This is a genomic window from Bacillus cereus group sp. BfR-BA-01382, assembly GCF_022663475.1.
GTDB lineage: Bacteria > Bacillota > Bacilli > Bacillales > Bacillaceae_G > Bacillus_A > Bacillus_A thuringiensis_S.
Genome location: NZ_JAKUFQ010000005.1, coordinates 54,336 through 75,793 on the forward strand (window position 1 = coordinate 54,336; position 21,458 = coordinate 75,793).

Below are 21,458 nucleotides of genomic sequence, written 5' to 3' on the forward strand. Positions count from 1 at the left end.
AATCACCTTTTCTTAGTCTGGTCTTCTGCAATCTGTATAGTTTACTAAAAGATTAGTTTCTACACGATCACCATTTGTATTGTAAACAGTTGCCTTCGTTAATTGGAATGTATCCTCAGTATACGTTTCTCGCTTTGTTATTCCGCCGCCTTTTTTAAACCAAATGTCAAACATCCAATCTGCAGAAGCTTCAAAATTAAGACCACCAGTTTCTTTTGTAATTGTATAAAACTCATAGTTATAATGAGTAGGATAATTTGAATTATGCCAGTACTCTATGCTAGTGATTATGTTATTCTCTTTTAAAGTTGGAATGATATTTTCAGGTCTACTAGGCATCGGATACATATTTAGTGAAGTAAAAACAATGGCATGTTTTACTGCATCATGTCTGTATTTATTGTTAAATGTAAATAACCCAAAAGTAGGGTCAGTAAACTGATTCCATTCGACATTAAATTCTTTCCTATTAAGGCCTTTGAGTCTTTCGAAAGACATTACCTTAGATAAATCGATTTCATTCACAGGAGTAAATTCTTGATAGAAAGCAGGTTTTCCATCAGGGTTTAGACCTGTAGAGATTATTGCAACTCTAGCATCCACTTTTGCATCTATTAAGTTTTGAATTAGGATTTTTACATTTTGTTTCATATTATGGAACCATAGATCTTCTAGTTTTTCATAAGTATTAATAGATAACACTATGTCAATTTTACCTATCTCATTAGCTGTGGCGTTTCCTGTTAATTTTCTAGGGAAAAGTTTATGTTTAAACATAGGGATTCTCGGGTACACATCTTCTGTATCTTTTTCCCCTGTAAATTCATATTCCTTTTTGAATTCCCCTGATTCTACAACTAATTTTTTAATCTTATGGAAATCATCTTTCACAGAAAATTTAAAGTCACTAACAAATGAGCTACCAAAGCAATTCTTGCCACGAGCACGCGTCTTATCGTCACTAGTATTATAAGCACTTGCAGTCGTAAATCTAAGCGGACCTTTTGTACAGTCATTCCCTATTAATGAAAGTGAATCAGTTTTTACTTCTCCATTTTCATCTATGACACCAAACTTAACAACTACTAGATTATTTTTACTAATTAAATTTGTATCAACAGGAATTGTTTTCGATACATATCTTTGGTTATTGATTTTTTCAGTATTATTAAAAATCTCTTTACCATTAATCTTAACAACAGAAAAGACATTAACAATATTATTAATACTTTTCACATTAACTGTGATTACATGAATAGGCTTTTCAACATTATTTTCTTTATTTGCGCATAATGAATATGGAACATTTGAAAAATCAAGTTTTATATTATCTGAATTCCCTTCAATATTAACATCTACAGGCGTTTCTTTTTTACAATTAACAGCTATCAGCTTGAGCTCCTTTGTAGAACTAATACCACTTTCATTTGTTGCAGTTACACTAATTGAGAAAGTATCACCAGGATCAAGTAAAGTTGTGTCTAATGAAAGATTATGAGTAAATTCTTTTTTATTTTGCAGCGCTATTACTTCAGGGTCTTTTATAAGTTTACCATTTATTTTTAAAGAACAACTAAATGACTTTATTCCTAAAGTGTCTGATATATATACGTTTAAGCTTTCAAATAGGCTATCTTTAATATTAGGATTCTCTTCTTGAGTTAGATATTTATTTCCACATAAATCCTTTGGAGCATCTTTAAATTGAATCTCCGGACCATTTGAAGAAATGCCAGTTTCAATAAAGTTTTGAGAAGGACATATCGATTTAATAAAATCTTCGTCCAATCGATATACAATGACATCATCTTTCCCACCCACATAAGGTGCTTTACTGTAATCCACAGTACCATTATGGAGCCATAAAAGATTATTTACTGATTTCAAAGCCCCTATTGAATGCTCTGGATAGCTTACTCCAGCTGACTTATATTGAATTCCTTGTGACCATCTAGTTTGCTCTACACCTGTCCTATCTCTATAGAGCACACCTAATGCTGTTATTAGAACATTATCTTTGCCTGTGCCACTGGTAATTTGAATCGCAGGGCTCTTAAAGAATTTTTCCCATCCCACTTTTACGACGACTTCTCCGTTTTTAGTGGTAAATTTATAATTGGATGCATAGGCAGTTAAGGATATTTTCCTTACTTCAAGTTTATTCGTTACATCATTGTAATACTGAACTAAAATATGAGTTACTAAATTACATGAATAAATATTTCCAGATGGCTGATAAGTAAATGTATCAGGGTTAAAATCACTCATTGTATCACAAGCATGATCAATCCAATCATTTTCAAAAACCGGTATTACATAACTCCCTTTTTCCCCTAGACTTGGAGCAGAAGAAAAATCACCCTGGATTGTTTGAGGGAACCAATCTGCATCATTCTTGTCGCTTCCTACTAGGATTTTTTCTATGTTTGAAACTTGCCCATGTGTCTTTCCTATGCCTACTGGCCAAATCACATGTGGGTCATCATAATAATCCGAATAGAGCAAACTAATAGCATGGATTTGAAAAGCTTGTTTTGATTCATCATTTCCTGCTGCTAACATTAGTACAGGGCCACTAAATTGCTTACTCCATCCTATTGCAAGCTTTGCACCTGCCCCATTATCTAAAAATGTTAAAGGCAGCGTAGACGCTGGAATATGTATCATTTTAATCTCATGAGAGCCATTGTCGTTATAAAGATAATAATAAAGAGTAATGTCCTCTAATTTATAGCAATCTCGAACTCTCTTTTTGCCTTCATGATTTGTATCTGGTCTACGGCAGTCTTCCACTACAAATGAAAAGCTTTTGTTAATAGATAAGTTTTGAGTATCATATGCAGTTATGCTAACTGTTACAGCGTCACCTTTTTTAATACCTAAATCAGTAAGTTTCTGATAAGGGACTTTTACGTATATGCTAGATTCATTAATGCCCATGATACTGATCGCTGGCATTTCTTGTATAGAAACTGGTTGTTTCTTTTTGTTTTTACAGCCACATCCTTCTTGTTCTTCAAAAGCATCTAACCATTCCCCGAAATCCTCTATTTCCATAAGATCTACCTTTGAATTACTAGTATTCATTGCTTGCAATACCGCTTCTTCAGGTTCAAATAATATGCCGTTTATAGTATAACTAATGCTACGTATGGAGGATGAGGCCTGAACACTTCCATAGAAGATAAGTTGATCATTTTCACATAGTGTTATTGGATATTTATCTAAGATAATTGACATACCCTTTGTCTTATCCGGTTCAACTGGCTTATCTTCTTCTGGCATATTGTCACAAGTTACAACTTCAAATATGCATACATCAAATGCCATACCTTTTTGGTCGTATGCTCTCACTGAAATGGTTGTAGTTCCTTTAGGAAGCATAAGCGCTGGTATCGTAAATTCAAAATTTGATTCTGCTCCTGAAATGGTTTTGGTTTCTTTTTTCTTCGGTCCAATATATAATTCAGCTTTTGATAAACTATTGTTACTTATTGCTTTGCATTTCAGTGTTAAATCCTTATCATCACACCATTGAGCTGATTTATTAAGAATACTAATCTTTAGATTTGATGGTTCAATAGTTTCGGTAATTGGATCATCGGGAGTTTCTTTATAAATAATATCAGGAGCTATTGTATTTGCTTTTTTATAACTCTTTTCACTCTCGTAACTATTTGAAACCGTACTTATAGTTTGTAAATTAAAATTATACCCTGTTAGTATAGGACTGGCTTGCAAGAATGAATTTGCTGATTGTGGTGCTGAAGCATAGTCTTTAAGCATGAATCCTTCTACAGTGTAATCATTTGGTCTACGTCCTAACACCTTTAGTCGCAAGCTATAAACAGGATATTCTGATTCTAAATAAGCATCTTTTTGTTCTAATTTTTGCTTGGAACTTTCTACAGTTCGGACTGTATATATCTTTGGTGGCTGTTCATCAGAAAGCACTTGATGCTGCAGCGGTGTTATAGGGTGCCATGTAGTTCCATCATCTATAGAGATAAAATACTTTAACCATTCATAAGATAACTCAGGATTTTCAGAGAACATTTGTGGGATATTCTGATTTACATTTAAAGATATTTTATCTAGTGCTTTATCAAAGAAAAATGGAAACGTAACTAGCTCTCCTTCTTCTTCATACTCACATGACCATATCTCTATATCCCTAATTCCTATGCACCATCTGAATCCTTCAAATTTTTCTACTCCCATATCTATAGTATCTAAATCAATACTATTCATAAGGCGATTGATTGTTTCACCAATACTTGTTGCTTTAATATTCGTTTCACCCAATAGAGGATAGTTCGCTTCTACACTACTCTCATTTACTTTTACTTCTATACCTAAATCTTCAAGAGAAATCAATGGGCCTTCTACACGAGGTGCATATTTATATTTTTTAGTAGCCATATCCATTGCGTATTCAGACTTATCTTCTGATTGTGTTTTCTTCTCATAAAAGATATGACCTATATCTGTAATGTATTTATGAGATTGCTCAAATAGGATCGAGATTACTTTTGCTTTTACTGGTGCAAAATGAAACTGATATTGATTTTCCTTTTTGTCTTTAGGTAGGACTGACTTCGGCTGATTCTTCCCATCAGATACTAAAATATTTTTAATAACAGCTGTCTTTGCTCCATAATTAGAAGGAGTATACATATTCAAATTGATTTCATTAATAACTTTTTCCTCTTTTAATATAATTTGCATATGTAGTTTTAAGCTGCCATTATCTGCATCCTCAGCCCATTGTATGGTTTGATTGCCATGCACTTGATAATTCCAGCCTAAGTTTTTTGCCACACGCACTTTATCATGCTCTCGGACATTTACTTTTTCATATTCAAACCATGTGTTAGGCGAGCCATCTAAGACAGCTGAATAATCACTATGATTGTTTTCTTCTCCTAAGAAAGTAGGAATATAATTCTTATTTGTTAGAATATCATCCGTAACACTATGTATTTCTGTATTGTTACCTGGAAATCCATTTGATTCAGTGCCAATAATAAACTTATCTTGCTTACGATTACCGGCAATAATAGTAACACTAGAATCTAGAGCGACATTTTCTCTACTCTTTTGAGGCAATGTTACAGCCCCATTTACTATTTCTAATGGCTTTCCTACGATACGGCTATAGTCTATCTTTTCTTTATTTAAAAAGTCATCTCTGCCAAATTTGATATCATCTTCACTTTTCTCTGCATAGATTTCTAAATCCCTCATTTTATCAAAAATGTTTTCATATTGATTATTAAGAATTTCATGCTGCACAGTATTGTGATTAAAATCTGTATACAATGATCGCCCTATGATATCCATCTCCTGAAACAATAGCTCAAGATCTTGTTTAATTTCTATCATCATTTGATTAAAATCTTCACTCCAAGGAGGGCCACCTTCTGGAGCAAAACGAGGCACCATATTTGGTTTCCCTACAGAAGTAAAGAATTCTTGAAATGAATTAAATACAGATGCAATCAGCTTTGGCTCTGACTGAATAGAGTTATCTTCAAATTTTTGCTTTGCTCGTTCAAACAATTGACGAGCTTGCAAATATAGCATCTGAGAGTTATTTTTGATTGGCTTACTCATATTAAACCTCCTGATCGTATGATTGACACTTAATACTGTAACTATATAAAGCTGGCGTAACTGACTCATCTTCCATGCTATTTCGACGCAGGATTGCTTTTAATCTAATATCAGTTGTCACGTAGTAATAATCAACAGTAATGTTTTCAATTTTCGCTCCATCAATAGGTTTACCGAAAACAATTGTTTTCCCTATTTGCGCAAAGGTCTTTCCTTCGTTTTCAGTGAGTCTTTCAGTGTCGTATGTGTTTGTAGCATGATTTGTTATGTTTTTAAATTCTTCACCATTTACACGAACAATGATAGGGAATTCAGGTGTTTTATTTTCGTTTTGAGCATAGCGATTTTCCTTTTCATTGTATTTAAAAAGAGAATTTCTAAATAAATAAGGGCTATGCTTCAGCTCAATTGCATTATTGAAATCCGCTGATTCAAAACTTTCTCCTGTATCTCCATTTACATCTATATACTGGGTTGGTGTAATGTTATTTTCATAATCTAATACAACTACATACGCTTCATCTGTTGGCTTATAATCGACAGTATAAATACTAGATGCAGAGTAGTACTTACTAAAGATTCCTATCTTCTTCCCATCGTTTGAGATAATATATGTCTGCGGATCCATAGGCACTCCATTTCTCCTTAACACGACTGTCTTATTTGATACGATTGGGAATCTAAAACTATATTGAATTAAAGAGTGTCCTTTGAATTCTGGATAATCTCCTTGTATCATATCTCCAGATAACAGTTCGCCATATACGTATTTTTTATCATTTGGCAAAATTGGAATCCAATCCGATGCATTAGGATTTTTCTTATACGTTATATAGTATTCTATATCTGTAATTTGAGCTGTATTTATGCTTCCGAGCTCTTTTGTAATTGGATCAGCTACTGCATTATCTATTTCAAGATGATGATGCTTTTCAACCGTGCTTAGTCCTATCTTATTTGCGTTACTAGATAAGGGAAGCGGCTCGGTTACCATTATTGAATGGTTTTTGTACTTACGTCCAAAGATTGATATATTGTATGCACCATATAGATATGAAATCTTATTAACTGCTTTCCAGCTTTTCTTTAATTCCTCATCATTATTAATAGCGTTATCTTTATCTTTTGATAATGCTTGCAACTTCAAGAGCATTGGGTTTTTATAGTCACCCATCCTTATAGCTTCCATTGCACGCTTAGCACTTTCTAGTACTCCACTTTCATTGACACTAAGAGCCCATTCTTTTAATTTCTCTAAATAAACAGACCAACCAGTAATCTCATTCTTTTTATCAAATTCCGCAATGGTTTCATTAGGATTTTTGTAATCTGGGATCAATTGTTCTGAAGATGATAATTTTCTCCATAGCTGCATGTTTTGTTCTTCATCTTTGTTGACAATAAAATTCTCACTTACATAGTTTTCTTGTCGTAGTAGTATTTTAATTTTAGATACATCAACAGATGGAAACTGAAATGTCATAAGGTTTACTGACTTTTTGTTTCGCTGCATAGGGTTGATATGATTCAGAGAAATTAATTCGTACATTTTTCCGTTCATATCTTCTGTTTCATAACCATAGATGCTAACAATCTCTAATGGATATGCACAAAATGGTTCAAAATGAATATCTGAGACAGTAGTAACGCCATTCAAAGTTATCTCCAACTCACATAACGCCCCATCCTTGGGAACTTCTTGATAGTCATTTTTCCATAAGTCGTTGATATTTTGTTTAATTGGTTGATCCACTAAAATACTTTCTGCCCAATATGTATTTAGCGAGCCATCTATAGCTTGGTCAATTGTATGATTAGGATTTTCACTAGGATACCCTGTTCTATTTAGAACGTTTATATGAGCAAGCTTACGGCCATAGTTCGTTCTTAACTGGTCAATGGTTTCTACTCCAGCTAACTGTAAAGCATCACCTACATTTTCAGCAAGAAATGTGGAGTCTAAATATTTATCGAAACGATCTTTTCTTAGACTTTGTAATACTGTTTCATTAGTTTCTATATACTCTGGTGCCTTAAATTGCTCATGGATTCCATCAACAAAGCCATCTGTATTTTTCATAATTAACTTGTAACGATTTACTTTTGTTTGTAATGCGTATACATTTTTTCTAATAGTTGCTAATAGAGATTTTGAAAGCTGTTTGTTATCATCTATAAACCTATCTATTGTAGATGACGCTTCAAATAATGTAGCCAAATCAAAAGCAATTTCCTCCATATTTTCATTATACGATTTAGAATTCGTCTGTTTTGATTGCATTCTAGCTTGAAAAGTAGGGCCGTTATTTTTCCCATCTAATTCTGTTAATAATTTCTCTAATTCAGCCTGCATCTCATAATTTGTTTTTATTTTACCTTCTTTTTGCTGAAGTTCTAGTAACTCTATTAACTTTTTTCTTTGAGTTGTAGGCATTGTAATTAAGAAATCATCTAAAAACTTAGTCATATGTTATGTCCTTTCTCTGGGTTATAAAGTAAACAAGACAGCCGAAGCTGTCTATTTACTCACGATACCTTGCTTTCCATCGAATGGAATATAGGATTTTTTATTTTCGTCCCATTTCTCTAAAATAAAATGGCTTAAATGAGGATGATCTGCATATGAAAAAGTAACATTAGCCATTCCATCTTGCACTTGAACTTGTAAACCTTTTGGTGTAATTCCTTCTTTAACTACATCTTGATGGTTTCTCATAATAGAAAAATCAGCTGTCCAGTTTGCCCCCTTCATGGATTGCATATCTTCTTGGACTGACTTTACGATTTCTTCTAAATCAAATAAAATTTGTGTAACTTTGCTATTCTTCTGAACCATTTGCTGAATAAAAATATATAAGAAATCTTCAGGGATATCTTTAAATTGCATTCTCACCGGAAAATATAATACCCATCCTTTTTGCGCTGTTGTAGATAGTGTTACGATACCCTTTTCTGTGATAGTACCTTGTACAAAACGATTATATTCATCACGAGCGGGCATGCCATCAGAGGTTAATACACTCACATCACCATCAATAAAAGATATGCCATTTGACTTTATGATACTAAAACTTTCAGCTTCTATATCAATATTGTACTTATGTGGTATAAACAATTCTTTATTAATTTTCTCTACATTTGCAAGTGCCATCTCTTGTAATTGACGTAATCTATAATCTAACTTCAATCCGTCATCTATATTTACATCCACAGAAGCAATAGCATTATTGAGTTCTTCAAAGAATACTCCTTTTGTCAGCTCACCACCACTGGTATCCCCTTTCTCACCAATACTGGATGCTATTTTATAAACCTCATTTTTCAATTGGTTTAGTGTATCTTCTAGACGTTTTCCCCGATTAGCGGTACTTTCAAAACAAGCAGTAGATATTTCTGTTAAAGCTTCATCTGCACGAATTAATGCTGATAATGCATTGGTTGAAGCAGTATCTAACTTAGAAGGCAAGTTTAGAATTTTATACTTCTCTCTATTCCAATCGCTCAAATTTTGATTCATTTCATCTATCTGTTTTTCAAGTATATTTACAAATGGTATTAAATCTTTCGAATTATATATAGGCATTTTAATACCTCCCTTTCAATATTTTATCATGAAATGCATTACATTAACCACTAGATTTCATATATTTCTGTAGATATTTCTGATATCACTGGCATTGCATTTAGTTTAACGTAATCAATAAGAAGCGATCCTTTTCGGATGTCTTTAGATTTATTTAAGATGATATCAATCTTATGTACGCTAGACTTTACTTTTATTGATTGTTTGTAAACCATCCATTGAGGCTGATTGATTTGCGCTAACTCAATTGTTTCTTTCGTCCCATCATCATAGGATATCTCTAACTGACCTAAACTACGCTTTGTTGCCATTTGCTCTTTTATAGCTTTAATCTCAATTCCATATGTACTATGATTGATTAAGTGACCAGGTAAAGTAATGCCATACTCAGCATCATTATTGATACGTAAAGCATAATTATCCCCTGTTCCTAAGAATGCATTAATTACTTCAAACGAACCTTTACTTATAGAGCTATTATAATATCCTATATGCTGATTATATAAGAACTCATGATTTGGAAGAATATTATAATCATCTTCCTGCTTGAATTCATTATAAAATTCAATAACAGGCAATGTACCATAAGCTTTATGTTTGGCTACGGCTTCTTGTATTTCGGATTCAATAAATCCATTAGGATTATCCTCTGATTTCAATATACTTTTTGGAAGCCTAATAATTATAACCCCATTCTCTTGGTAAGCTTCTCCATCAAAGTAGCCAATGTCCCAATGGTATAGTGACTCTTTATTAACTTGTTTAATAATTTCCCTTGATAAAGATTCATCCAGTCCTCCACCCTTTGTTCTTGTATCAAGAATGGTTATGTTGTCTTTTGATGTGCTATTGGACTGTAGCATTGCTTTTCCTAATCGAAGCAAGGTTGGATTATATTTCTGGTCTTTTTGATTAAACCAAAACTCTTCATCTGTATGGAAAAGTACCTTCTTACGAACTGACCCTGTTACAAATTTGCCATGCAAACTAGGGTTAGCTAAATCAACTAATCTAACTGCAGAAGGGCATATGTACACATGAATTTGTTTTACTAGTAATTCTAGATTGCTAGTTCCTTCTTTCTTTACTTTAAATGGCTCTGTATCACTTTCAATAGGAATCCATCTATGGAAACCATTTTCAGCTACTGTGTGACGATGACCTGGTGTTGGATTTAAATCTAAATGGAAAAACGATTCATTCTTTTCGAACCCTCGATATGTATACCATTCTTCTTTGTATGCGTATTTTATATATACTTCATCTTGCTCACCTATACGATCTAATAAATAAACAATTCCCTTCATTGCATCCACATCAGCTACTCGGAGATTTCGTTTATTATTTCCTCTAATTGAATATACTTCTAGATAACTAGTATTTTTTGGTGAGCTTAATAAAATAGGAGTATACCTTGTTTGTATGGAATACTCATTTAATATCATAGGCCGTTCTTTATCTACCAGTATAGTAGCATTATTATAGAATTCTTGATTCGTATATTCTGGAAGGCTGTATTCCAAATCAACCTCTACGATATCATTTGGCGATTTAACCATTCCCAATAGCTGCGGATACGAAATGTATATCTCAGGTGGTCTTTCTATTGAATTTAACTCATGATAAGGCAATCGCAATCTCTTTAAAAACCTTCCACTTTTAACTCGAATATACCAATTTTCTTGTTCTATATTTTGTTGCTCAATCCTAGGCTTTTCAATTTCAATTTTTCTTTGCTCTTCTACTTTAATAGCGAATAAAGGGACTGCTGATAATTGTTGAAAAGTAGTCCAAGCTACTACATCCACATGAATAGAAGAATTTAGCTCACCTTTATCAGTTAATATGCTTTTTAATCGAAGGCGATTGACACCTATTTGATCTTGAAACTGATCCACCGGTAATCGAATAAATCCATTTTTAGTACATCTAAACCTGTAATTAACTCGATACTCTGCATTCTCTACGGAAGCAGTCCCATCAGCTGATATTCCGTTCACTTTTCCACGTTCAATTCGCAAACAGATTTCATCTAATGGAATATCTTTAGGTATTTCAAGAAACTGATAAACTCCTATGTCACCAAATATCTCTATAATGCTTTTCAGACCATCTGCTTTTAATATCTCATTATCCTCTAATGTATAGGGTTTTCCTATTACTCGTATTGGAGGAACTTTTGGTATAACCTTTAATTTGTTTGGATGCTCTAATTGGATAGAAACATTCTCTCCAGTTAATAGAACTGGTTCATTCCATGTGAAGTCTTTTACAGTTGATGGTATCTGCTCAGTAGGGAGCACACTTGGAACAGTGGAAATTGTATAATGTCCATCTGCATGATATTCTATAAAGCCTGTTCCTTTTATGGTTAGACCATTTTGTTTAGTTGTCCACTTTGATCTGACCACATTACCTGTAATAGGATCATTGGAACGCCCATAAACGAAGTGTGTCCTAGGGTCTATGCTAATAGTAAATTCACCATCGGATTTCCCGTAATATGTGAAGACCTCATAAGTTGCATCGCCTAGTTGTTTAGCTTTACTTTTAATGGATGCAGCCATCAAGTCCTCTACTGCATAATTAGAAAGCTTTTTATCCTTCGTATCTGTTAATAAGATATCTTTTTTCTCTGTGCAAACTGTATCTACAATCACGTCAGCCATTTTAAAATCATACCATAGTGTATTTCTCTGAGAAGCAGAAAAAATACCATATGAGCCTTTTTGATGCGTATTATCTTTCGCTTGGCAAACTAATTGTCCTAGCTCGTCTGATTCGGGGTTATCAGAAATGAAAATACGGAACCAATCACCAGTTACAACTACGGTTAACTTATAATCTTTTCCATGCTCCCAGCCCTTACTGGCATACGATTCAGTCATATTTGTTATATCCTTAAATGAACAGTTCGTTTTATCTGTAGGATACCTGCTTCCACTATTCCATGAATCTTGATTTGGAGATGGTGGCAAAACACTTGGTAAAGCTTTTAGAATTCGTTTATGACTTCTTCCAAATCCACTACTTAAATAAGCTTCCCTACTGTTAGTGGTGTTCCACATATTATTATTAACTGGACTAAAAGTTTTCATAGTAAAGCCGTATTCGTCAAGAATAGCACGATCACATGGTTGTATTTTACCAGCAACATCTTTCCCATGTTCTTTCGTATAGGTTTTCTCTGCTGTTGATTTTTCATCTTTTTCCCAAACAAACATGTAATAGTTTTGTGCATCTTGTACACGAAACATAAGTCCAATACAATCATCATCAATGGAATCATCCATTTTTACTTTTACAGAAAATTGATAATCTGTTTTCTCCATCAGATTAATGGTTTTACCGTTAATCATTTCATTTCTTTGGTAGAATCCACAAACATCATTTTGGTTTTCTAAATACTGAATTACATTCTTTTTCATAGATGCAATATAGGAGTACTGCCATTTACTTAAATCATTAGAAATTCCTATCGTAGACCATTTGTTTTTATCTAGTACATCTAATACTTTAGTTTCTCTTTCTTTTTTAAACGCAACATCTGCACATACTTGCCAGTTTGTTTTATAATCCATCTTCTTTTCCGTAAAGCCTTGTCCGTTTGCTTCCCATGTAAATCCCCATTTTGTCTTTTGACGCTCTGGGATAATAGTACAGCGATGGAGGATTGATTCATCTTTAATCTTCACATTATCTTGAAGTGCATTTTTCCAGGGTTTCACATTCAATTGCTTTACTTTTGCTTCTGCAGCATGCGACATAACCTCGTTGATTTGGCTTTCAATTTCATTATTATCTACAATGGTTGTTACGTTATATAGAAGATTCCCTTTTCCGTCTTCGATGAAATATTTGGCATCCATTGGAACACTTGGTGTACCCATTGGTAAAGATAGTTCAATCATATCTTTTGCATTTATTTTCCCACCATCTAGAGCCAAGCCGATGTTCTTCCACTCACCAGTGTATTCTTCTTTTTCATTTGTAAGCAATGCATCGTAATTCATTACCCAATCTGTGATGTGTCCGACACTGACTTGCATTTCTTTTCCATCGTCATTTTTATATTTCGCAACAATTCGATGTGAAAATATTTTAGGTGTTCGAGGGTCTGATTCAGATCTTTGAGCGACAATCACTTTATGACCTTCCCCATTACTATGAGAGACTACCGCAAAAATTTCTTTATCTGGGTTATCTATGGACGCTTGGCGAACTTCTTCTTCAGTTTTTTGATCAAATGCACTTATACCATTGATAATTCGCAACTTGCCACCTTCAAGCATTTGTCTAGATAATTTATCTACTTGAATTTCATTATTTTTATCTGTATAAAACTCTATGCTTTTTTCTACAGCTTGTATGCTGGAATCTTTTACGATCTTATCTATGTGATTATAGCGAATTTTAATGGTATTATTTTTGTCTGTGTTCTTATGAAGATAGACTTGTATACTATAAATTCTTGGATTTTCCTTATGAGGAATCACATAAATATCATACTTATACGAATCATCTAACAGGTTTCCATTCTCATCCGTTAATTCTATTTGCTGCCCTGTATATTTTTCTTTTTTAAATACACCTTTTTCATTTGCGATAGCGGTTTTACTGTCATAATGAAAATCTATTTCGAATTTATAATAAAGAGCACTTTCAGTCTTATACTCGTTCTTTTTGAATTTCCGAGTAACATTAATTTTATCACTTGGAAATACTCCTTTAGGTGGCCGAGGTTTTATTTCATCCTCATTAACAATATCAACGTATTCCAATTCCCCTGCTTCATTCGCAACCACAATTGATTCCAGTTGATCTTTTGTGATTACGTTATCGGCTGTATATGAAGTATCAATTAATGATAAATTTTCTTCAATCTGTACCTTTGGCACATGAATATAAGCTAGATTAACATCACCTTCTGGCACTTCTTTTCCTAAACGCATAGAATAGGTATTATTAGAGAGTTTGCTTTTATAATCATGCAAATCTAACCCCTGTTTTTCTCTTTCAAGAGACATGAAAGAACCTCCTTTTATATGAGAAAAAGCCAAAGGGGAATTTATCCCCCAATGACTTTTATATATACATAGCTCGCTGCTTGCTCAAAACCCATATCATATGAGACTTTAATCATAATTTCACCATGCTTTTCTTTTAAACCACTTAATATGAATTCAGCTTGTCCAAAATCATTTGTTATAACTTCTTTTTTACGTGCATTCCCATGTGTATCTCTATATTCAACATTCATTTTTTTATCTTTCATAACAGGATTCCAACTAGAATCTCTTAGTGTCATTTTAATAGTCGAATAGTCGTCTACACCTGATAAGATAGCCAATTTAGGAGCAACTATATCGATATAGAGTCTTTCTTTTTTATTTTCTGCATAATAGTTTAATAGCAATTCTTTTCGCAGATCATTGCATTCTATACGGTATATACTAATCAAGCCTTTTGGTGGAGCTGGTGTATCGTAAATATATACCTCACCTGCTTCATTCGTAATAAACTCTGCATCTATTGGCTTATCGTCTCGATAAATTTTCACTATTTTATTCGGGCAAGGGTTATTGTATTTGTCTAAAATACTAACAGTTACAAGAACCTTCTCCTTCCCTGAATTAGAGATTATTTTATCTGATAAGTGAGCTTGTATTGTTTTTGCATCTTGCTCTCCTGTTTCAGATAGATATAAGAATCCAGTGTGGTTATGAGTTAATAAAGGATTTAAAACAATTTCTTTCGCACGATAGAAAGGCGTCTCTTTTGCTGACTCATAAATGACTCTCATATTTTTCATCTTATTTTCTTCATAGTTATTGTGTAAAATAATTTGAGCTGAATCGGTTTCTAAATTTGCATTTATATCAAGAATGTAGCTATATAATAAAATGTAACGCACTTCTATTATATCAGTTACATTAATTTCTTTCATAAATTCAATAGCTGAAACTTCCTCATGAAAAATCAAATCATTCGCTTCAATAAGACTTCCATTTAGATAAACCTTTAACGTTTCTTTATCAATGCCTTTGTAGTTTAAATAATATTTTGCATATCCATTTCCATGAAAGACCTCTTTATTTTCTAACGTTAAATTCCAGTTATCATCATAAAATGTTACCTTCCTCAAAGTATTACCTTGATTATCCTGCACGATGATTGGACAACCTTGCTGTGGCCTTGGCTGAATCATAATACTATTGTTTTTATCAGGAGTTACTATATATTCTTTTTTCTCTGCATACAAGTAATGCTCCCTCTCTTGATGATAATAATATCCATTGTGCACAAGCAGATGCCAAGGCAGCGGCCTAGCTTTTTTTACTTGAGCAAATAGCTTGTATCCAAGATAAGGTGTTAAGTATTTAGGATGGATGCGTTCGAAATCTTTACCCGGTCTAGACCAGTGCAAACGAATAACGGCTTGTCCTACGTTATCAAAGAAATTCGCCCTAATTGGATACCATTTACCACCTTCCATATATACAGAAGCTTCATAAGAAGGGAAGAAATCTTCAGCTGAAGTAATATGCCATTCATTAATAAGCAATTTATCAGCAATCCATAATCTAAATCCGTCGTTTACTTGCACTTTAAAACGATAGTACCCTGTTTGTGGTGCATAAATATATCCATTCCAGCTTACAGTAAATCCGTCATTTGGATCTGACTCTTTTGGCGGCTGAAGCACTGGAACCGTTGGCTCATTCTTAGAAGGATATTTATTTTGATTCGGATCAGGGATAGGTGGATTCTGTCCCCTCACTGTTGCAAATAATTTTGATTGACCATATGCAGTCATCTTAGGTTTTTCAGATGGCTTCCATTGCGCAATTCTACACATTAAGTTAACCCATATTTTCATTTCATTATCACTCAATTGTTGTCTAAAACGTCCATCACAATAATACGTGCTATCCCCAGCTTCTGAGTAATATACGTTATCAACATAACTTAACCATGGTCGATTTTCATGCGCAAACTTATAGATAGGTATCCCATTCAAACATTGGTTCCAGTGACTCACACTTACGTCAATTGTCCCTGTAAGTGGGTACGGATAATTGAATGACGGGTCAATCAATGTAATTTTATCACCCCGTGTATATGGCTCAGAATTAGCCTTCTTAAACCCGAACTCTTCAAGTAATTTAATTGTATTTTTAATATTACCAGATATCGTATCATGACTAAATATGATTACTTTATTAGATGCTGCTTTAAACTTGCGTACAAAATCCATCATGTCATCTGCAAAATCTGTACCTGCATTACAATCTGCAGGAGTAAATGTAAGTACATCAAAATCTTCCACCTTATATTTATTCCAGTTTTGGTACACGTCTTGCACTATCTCGATGCTTTTTGATATATCAAAGTTGCCATATCTTTTAACAGCTTCTTGGATAGATGTATGACCGAGAGGGTTTACTTCCAGAATAGATGGAGACAATTCTAAAACTCTAATCTTTTGGAACTCCTTAAAGTAAACTTCGTAATCACTTTCATCATTTCTTATAAAGTATTCCATAGATACAACAAACCGTGGTTCTAATTTTACTGACTGACAGAAGCTTAAATATTCTTTTTCGAATTTCTCTTTCATGACTTCTTCATCTAACTCAAGTTCATAGAAAGCTTCTTCTCCTTCAATTAGCTTACGCTTTTTAGTGAATTGAAGATGTTTTCTAAATCCAGGGCGCTCTTTTGGTGTCACCCTTTTATAAGTCTGCAACCAAAAGTTCCAAAAATATGTGTCTGGATTTGAGTACGTAATTGGTCCCCATGCGCCTGACTTATAAGTGTCTTCTTTATCAATAGCTTCAAGTTTTAATTTACCGTCAACATAAACCTGAAACTTATTTCCGATTACGCTAATTTTCACATCATGAGTATAAAACTTACGATTAGGAATCGGCTTATTATCTGAGCCATCTGGATCCCACCATTCTGGGTCGTGTACTAATCGTATTTTACTAAAATTCAAGTGTCCTTTTCCTACTTGATCTGGATTTTTACAAGTTAACTTATAAATAGCCATACCATTGACTCCTGCACCACCTGAGTCCCATTCAAAGGAATAGCCTGAGCATGTTTGAGGATCAAATCTAAATACACATCCATAAAGGTCATCATCCCATAATGTTCTGGATTCTACTTTAAATGAAAAGGCATAATCTTTTAATTCCACATGCTTTGGGTTATACCAACCAGAATAATATCCTTGGTTAATTAAATTGATTACTTTATCATATCCTTTTTCAGGTGGACCATGCCAGTCACCAGGTCCATCTATATGATTTCCCTTTGTATCAAATACTTTATCGGGATGTTGATCCCATTGTTTCCATTCACCTGTAAAGTTTGATATATCAACTGCATTTCCAACTGGATACACGACTTCCATGTCTACATCTACATCAAATTGAATATCTTCAGGCAAAAACATAGACATAGCGCTAAAGGACTCATCTGCATGAAGTTTCTTTGGTGAACGATATCCCCAGTTAAAACATAAAGAGCCTTCGTAGAATGGATCATTGTAATTTGGATTTTCTTTCTTGGTTGGAATATCTTCTTGAAAATCTAATTGATTATACTTTTTCTCTCCCAGATAATTACGCTTAGTAGGATCATGAAGCTCATCAATATGATATGACTGAAAATGAACCCAATCATATAGATTTAATATATCTTTATTAATCGTAAGAGTATGGTCTTTTATTTCATACTTTTTATTATCTAATAGAATCCCGTTCAAATAGATTTCTTTATAGCTACCCAATTCGTTAATCTGGAACACATTATGTATAGACCCTGTTGCATATTTGATATTAATCGTGCCAGGACGTATTCCGCTGCCGTGTAGTATTACAACATCATCTTCTAATGTCCATCCATTATTCTTATCTTGTGAGATAAGGGTATTACCTACTTTTACATAAAGTATTTTAAATGCCCCACTTGCTTGAACTGGAATTTCGATTTTATCCATATATGATTTAATTTCATAGGATTGTGTCCATTCTTGATAATCACCTTGCACTTGCCACTTTTGTTCATAGGTTTGTGAAGTTAATGGGAATCTGTAATACGAACCAAATAAGCCATCTTCTTTCCCTTTCTTCTCTTCAATCCAAACCTTTATAAACTCATTATTACTTGTTACTTCAATTCGCTCTATGAATGTATTATCAGGATCATAATCCTTTGCAACATTAGAATCATACGGATTCAGCTCTAATGGATTTTCTACAACAGTGATATCACTCATATTAGCTTGTAGGGTTTCTTTCGATTCCACCCAATTGGAGTACCAATCTGTATACCAGTTGTATGCATCAGTATGATTTGAAAAGAAATCTACCTTTGTTCCCTTTGGATTCAGCTTATATTTCACTCTAGGATTATTAGGAAAATCTTTGTCGTATATGTCAATAAACGGACCTTTTAATGTCTCCATGTCTAAATTGTCAGGGAAAAATACAACTTCTGTAGATACATTCACCATATCAGCTTTCCCTGATCCATCTCCAAAGAACGGACGCTTTCCATTTACTTTTCCATATCCAATATACTTACCAGAAGACCAAGGAACCCAACGTGGATTCTCCTTACAATGAATAACGATATTATCATTCTCATTAGATGTTAATACAATTGGCATGCCAGATTTCCCCTCTTGTGCAAGAGATTCTGGTCGTTTATCTGCTGATTCTGTTGTTAATGTTGGATTGCTTTCATACCACATTACAACATCAGCGCTATTTGAAAATGCATCTAGTAAAAAGTGAATAACTTCAAAAGTATCAGGCATTCTGTCTTCTTTATCAATGGGATGATAAAAATGTTCAGGACATGGTGGTATATGTGAAATCAAATCTTTATCACTTGTTATAATGCCAGAGTTTTTTATATCTGCCGGGAAAATAGCTTTATACCATTCTGTTGTTTTTGCAATGACTTTTGTCCCTACTGGAATCCTATCGAAATCATCTCTGTTTGCCCATTTCACTTTATCGTACTTAGGGTTTATTGTAGCTTCAATTGGTGTCATTTTATAGTAAGTCCACTTGTTTGGCTTAAAGGAAGCTAGCGGATTAAATGTTACCCATCCGTTATATGCAAATACTTTTTCTTCAAAAGTCTTCTTCAATTTTTCAATTGGGAACGTACAGCTCCACATGACTAATCTGATTCCATCGAAATCAAAATCATCCCAACATTCATCAATAATTTCATCAGGTGGTTTAACTACTGGATCATCAATTCTACATCCACCATCTGATTCTTCAGGCTCCACATCTGGCGGAACAGGTTTAGGTTTCTTAACTGGCTTAACTAATTCATATTTTTCTTTTTTGTTAATGTAGTCCTCTCGATTAAAGAACTCATTGTAGTCATCCCTAAATACTTTTTTAATATCGTCAAACACAACTAGAGCTGTATTGAAATCTCTATGATCAGGGGTGACTTCTACTATTCCACATCGTACGTAGCATTTTGCATATTTTTTACCTGCATCAGGTGGATTGTTATTTCGGGCTATAATTTGTCCAGTTTTCCCTGTAATGATTAGCGTCCCTGTTTTAGGGTCTACTACCTGTCCACTTATATCATCCATAATAAATCCTGGTAGGTTCATCTTTTCGCTAACATAATCCTGTGCATTATTTGCAAGGATTTGATCACCTATCCCATTGAACTCAAAGTATTCACTGTAGTTCTGAGGAAATCTACCACTATAGTCTTTCCATGTAGTGTAGTCTTTAGCGTGTACTGTGATTGGCCCATTCCTGCCTGCAACATCTATTGTTCCATTTTCAGCAACTCGTGTGTATCCATTTATATAAAAGATATCTACATCGCCATACCTTACATTGGCTGCGTCACACTTTCGCCTGAATCCAGCATCATTATCTACATACCATGCTGCTACATCTGCTATCCTTTTATTTGGTTCGTCAGTTGTATACCATCCAGACTCAGGAATACGTCCCTCAATAATCTTGTATTCTGTAACTTTAACACCATGGAATTCAACAGCTTGTGACACGTTAAGCATCCCAAAACTACCGTGTCCCCATTCAGTATTAAAATCATAGCATTTTACATAAGATGCTCCTCTGTTTTGCCTAACAAATATTTGCACATTACTACCATTGGTTTTAATTTTAATACCATGCATATTAAACATAGTCCAACCAAATCCGTTGCTTAAATCATCTATCCATACTCTTCGCATAACACCGTTTGTTACTTTATAGATACGTTTGTGCTGTTTCCCCCATCCCATGTTATCACAATAATGGGACCAGCTATTGTTTCCTTTAATAACAGACCTATCTATATAGGTATCTTTATCATTGAAAATATCAATACCATCTAAGTCATTTGCAGCACGAGAAGACATATGTATACGTTCTTCTGCTTCCCAAAGCATCATATAAAAGTTCTTAGGATCTTTAGCTTGGAAGATTAGTCCAACAACATCATCATCCCAACAAGGGGAACTAAAAAATCCCCCTGTACTCCAGTCATATCTTAATGTTTGTCCGAAAATGCCTGCGCCATCATTCTTAATACATTTGAAATCAAATTCTGTTTCATATGCATTCCATGACATCATGTTTCTTGAAATGACACCTGAGAAAAATGGACGATTTAGACCATCTAATACATAACTCCCATCACCAGACAGATGCCAAGTTGTTTGATTGTCATTGTATCCAATATAAATACCTTTATCAGATGTAAATAAGTCTTTTACATCTCCATAATCTTCGAGTTTGTACATGCCTTTCCAATCAACAGCATATTCAGCTGTTCGCTTATCTCGAATACCTGTATGACCTTTCCAGTTAAAGGAGTACTGCATGTTTAATCGCCAAACTTCGGCTTCAAAACAAGCTTTCGCTTCCCATAGTCTTTTTACCGGTAACTCTTTTGTTTCTTCGATTTCGTAAGCAAGAGTCTTTTCAGGATGTGCGTTTACTTCAAACTGATAAGGTTTTTCGTTATATTTCTCTAACAATCTCCCGTCATAGCTAATTCCATATTCAAAAGGAATTTCTGGGTAAATCATTGTCTCGTGTTTTTTCTTCCCACGTAAACGAGCAGCGTATTGAAAATCTTCTACAACATCTTCTTTCTGAGGGCTTTTTGTAAATAGATCATCATTATCTCCAATACCTGAATGTATGGCATTTCTTTTATATTTTGCTTTTGACACTCCTAAACCCCC

Annotated in this window: 5 protein-coding genes; all 5 read right to left on the minus strand. The window is 33.9% G+C overall.

Annotated elements, in window-relative coordinates:
• Window positions 1-12 precede the first annotated feature (12 nt).
• Genes MR160_RS03760 through MR160_RS03780 form a run of 5 tightly spaced genes read right to left on the minus strand, consistent with a single transcriptional unit; the run spans window position 13 to window position 21,446 of the window.
• Window positions 13-5,616, minus strand: coding sequence for a vWA domain-containing protein (locus MR160_RS03760; protein ID WP_242297061.1), 5,604 nt, complete (start codon window positions 5,614-5,616; stop codon window positions 13-15).
• A gap of 1 nt (window position 5,617) precedes the next feature.
• Complete coding sequence (locus tag MR160_RS03765; protein WP_000159992.1) at window positions 5,618-8,083, minus strand: hypothetical protein; 2,466 nt, start codon at window positions 8,081-8,083, stop codon at window positions 5,618-5,620.
• Between the two features lie 51 nt (window positions 8,084-8,134).
• Entirely contained in the window at window positions 8,135-9,199 is a 1,065-nt protein-coding gene (locus MR160_RS03770) for a hypothetical protein (RefSeq protein WP_001123435.1), read from the minus strand.
• 50 nt (window positions 9,200-9,249) lie between these two features.
• Window positions 9,250-14,226 (minus strand): hypothetical protein, encoded by a 4,977-nt coding sequence (locus MR160_RS03775; RefSeq protein ID WP_242297062.1) that lies wholly within the window; start codon window positions 14,224-14,226, stop codon window positions 9,250-9,252.
• 41 nt (window positions 14,227-14,267) lie between these two features.
• Window positions 14,268-21,446 (minus strand): PA14 domain-containing protein, encoded by a 7,179-nt coding sequence (locus tag MR160_RS03780; RefSeq protein WP_242297063.1) that lies wholly within the window; start codon window positions 21,444-21,446, stop codon window positions 14,268-14,270.
• Between the last annotated feature and the right edge of the window lie 12 nt (window positions 21,447-21,458).